The 3,437-nt window shown below is 71.9% G+C and carries 1 protein-coding gene and 1 pseudogene; both read left to right on the forward strand.

The window, feature by feature from the left end; all coding sequences use genetic code 11:
• Positions 1-100, forward strand: a pseudogene (locus JK356_RS21360) (ATP-binding protein); the annotation flags it as partial.
• Positions 101-540: 440 nt separating this feature from the next.
• A complete protein-coding gene (locus JK356_RS21365) occupies positions 541-3,414 on the forward strand; it encodes a nitrate- and nitrite sensing domain-containing protein (RefSeq protein WP_307815827.1) in 2,874 nt (957 codons plus the stop codon).
• Positions 3,415-3,437 lie beyond the last annotated feature (23 nt).

Raw genomic sequence — 3,437 nt, forward strand, 5'->3', positions numbered from 1 at the left:
GGACGTGCCGATCATTACGACGGATGCGCGGATGCGCGCGGAAGCGAAGAGCACGCTGATCACCCTCGTCGAACACGCCCTGCTCGCACGGCTCCACTGACTCTTCGCTCGAACTGATGTGGTGTTGGCCACGCTCTGCGTAATACGCGTTCACATCTCGCGAGCGCATCATTTCCCTCTGCGCACGGTCATGCGGGTTTTTGCGGCTACCTGGCCGCAATGCCCGCATTTGTCCGTCGTGAAGATGTGAAACCCGGCGCCGCAGGGGATTGGAAAGTCTCACACCGACGTGCTGGAATCCCCCCTACCCGCAGTAGTACGGCCGCCCGTCGTGGAGTGCCGAACCCGAGAGGTGAGTTGCCCGTGAGGCGCAGCAAAGCGATGGCCTCGTCCCCGGAGGACCCGGGAAAGCGCCGGACGGACGTCCGGGGCGGCTCGGCTCCGCCTTCTTCCGGGACGGCCAGCGCCAGCGGCGCCCTCTGGCCGGACCCCGCCCCGCGGCGGCGTTTCGGTGGCCGGTTCTCCCCGCAGAACTGGCGGGTGGCCACCAAGCTGAACGCCATCCTCCTCATTCCGGTGCTGGTCGCTCTCGTCCTCGCCGGCTTCCGGGTGGCGGATTCGTACCAGACGACGCGGCAGGCCAGGGACGCCGAAAGCATCGCCGAGCTGGTGCTCGCCTCCACCGCCTACGCCCACGCCCTCATCGACGAACGCGACGTCAGCGCCCGCCCGCTGCTGGAGGGCAGAACCGACGCCCGGGTCATCGAGGAGGCCCGGAACGCCACCGACCAGGCGCGCGAGGAGTTCTGGCAGGCGGCCGAGCAGGCGCCGGAGAGCGACAGTCTCACCCGCAGGCTCACCGCCGTCGCCGAGGCCGAACCGGGCCTGGCCCTGCTGCGGCAGAACGCCTACACCGACCGCCTCCCCGGCGTGGAGACCGAGGAAGGGTACGTCCGTCTCCAGCACCCGCTGATGGCCATCGCCAACGAGCTGGGGATGGGCACGGAGCACGCCACGTCCTATGGCCGTACCGTCTACGCGGTCTCCCTGGCCAAGTCGGCCAGCTCCCTCCAGCGGTCCATCGGCACGCACCTGCTGGTGGCCCCCGGCCCTGGCCCCGTCGCCTCGCAGACCCAGCTGACGGCCTTCAACTCCTACAGCTACCTGGAGAACGTCGCGCGCGAGGAGTACACCTCCGCGGCCACGCCCCGCGAGGGCCAGCTGCTGACCGAGGCGCTCTCCCAGGCCGGCGAGGACGCGGCGCGGCAGATACCCGAGGCGCCCTCGCTGCGGGACATGGTCACCCGCATCGCCTCGGGCGCCTCCGCCGAGGAGCTGGAAGAGCGGGGCATCACCGCCGACACCTGGTTCACCGCCGCTACCGCCGAGTTCAACGCCTACCAGCGGCTGGAGCAGCAGCTGGTGGACGCCGCCGCCGCCGACATCCGTGAGGTGGCCGCCGACGCGCAGCGGGACATGATCGTCAACTCGGTCTTCGTGCTCGCCGCGCTGCTGCTGGCCTTCGTCGTCGCCGGCCTGATGGCCCGCGCCATGAGCCACGACATGCGCCGGCTGCGCGGCGCCGCCTTCGAGGTCGCCGAGCAGCGGCTGCCCGCCATGGTGGACCAGCTCTCCCGCACCGACCCCGGCGTCGTGGACACGCGGGTCGCGCCGATCCCCATCCACAGCCGCGACGAGATCGGCGAGGTGGCCCGCGCGTTCGACCAGGTCCACCGCGAGGCCGTCCGGCTGGCGGCCGAGCAGGCGCTGCTGCGGGGCAACGTCAACGCGATCTTCTCCAACCTCGCCGGCCGCAACCAGAGCCTGATCGAGCGTCAGCTCGCGCTCATCAGCGAGCTGGAGAACAACGAGGCGGATCCCGAACAGCTGGAGAGCCTCTTCCGCCTCGACCACCTCGCCACCCGCATGCGGCGCAACGGCGAGAACCTCCTGGTCCTCGCGGGCGAGGAGCCCGGCCGCCGCTGGCACCAGCCGTTCGCCCTCATCGACGTGCTGCGGGCCGCCGCCTCCGAGGTGGAGGCGTACGAGCGCATCGAGATCAGCGGCGTGCCCGACTGCGAGATCCACGGCAGCGTCGTCAACGACCTGGTCCACCTGCTCGCCGAGCTGCTGGAGAACGCGACGACGTTCTCCTCGCCGCACACCAAGGTCCGCGTCACGGCCACGCGGCTCCCCGACGCCCGCGTCATGATCGAGATCCACGACAAGGGGATCGGGCTCACGCAGGAGGACTTCGCCGAAATCAACAACCGGCTGGCCAACCCGCCCGCCGTGGACGCCGAGATCTCGCGCCGCATGGGCCTGTTCGTCGTCGGCCGGCTGGCCGAACGCCACGGCATCCGCATCCAGCTGCGGCCCTCGGGCGAGCAGCAGGGCACCACCGCCCTGGTGATGCTGCCCGAGGCGATCACCCACGGCGGCGGCGACGAGGCCCCGCCGGAGGAGGAGTTCACCGTCTCGCGCATCGTGCCCGAGGGGCCGTACACCACGGAGCCCGAGGCGCAGGAGCCGCCCCGTACCGCGGAGGAACTCGGCTTCGACGACACGCGGTACACCCAGTCCGCTGCCGGCGACACCGTCCAGCTTGACCCCATCGGCCGCTCGCTGCTGCGCGAGGAGCGCCGCGCGGCACTCGGGCCCCGCCCCGGTGACGAGGCGGCGGCACCCGCCAGGCCGGCTGGGATGGCGCAGCAGCCCGGGGAACCCCAGGAGACGTACCAGGACCCCGCGCCGGGTCAGCACCAGGAGGGCTTCCAGCAGCCCGGGTTCCAGCAGCCCGGGTTCCAGGAGCCCGGGTACTACGAGCCGCTCAGCCCCGGGCAGCCCGCCCCGCAGCCGGGCTCCTCCACCGCACCGGCGCACGCCCCTTGCGAGGAGCCGGGCCTGGCCGCCCAACAGCCCGCTTCCGCCTCCGGGTTTGACGCGTTCGCCCAGCAGGCGGGGGCGCACACAGAATCTCCGCACGACGGTCCCATGTACGGCCAGCAGCGCGTAGGCTTCAGTGGACCAGACCCCGCTGCGGCGGAGTACCACTCAACGACGAGTGCGGGACTCCCCCGCCGCGAGCGGCAGCGACAGCGGCAGCGTCCCGAGGAGGAACCAGCACAGCGACAGCGGGAAGAGCCCCCGGCGCCGCCCACGCGGGAGGAGACCCCGTGGGACCGCGGGCCACGGCGCGACGAGCGTCATGGCGGGACGACCTCCGCCGGGCTTCCCCGGCGGGTGCCCCGGGCGAACCTGACCGAGCACCACCACCCCGAGCCGAGCGCCGGCGGGCCACAGGTCTCGCGGAACCCGGAGGACGTCCGCGGCCGTCTGAGCAGTCTGCGGCGAGGAGTCGAGCAGGGACGCGGGGCCGGTGAGCGCCGGGGCTCGCCGAACGACGAACGATGAACGACGGAGATCAGGAGCGTTAG

The sequence above is a fragment of the Streptomyces sp. 7-21 genome, from assembly GCF_016741785.1.
Classification (GTDB): Bacteria; Actinomycetota; Actinomycetes; order Streptomycetales; family Streptomycetaceae; genus Streptomyces.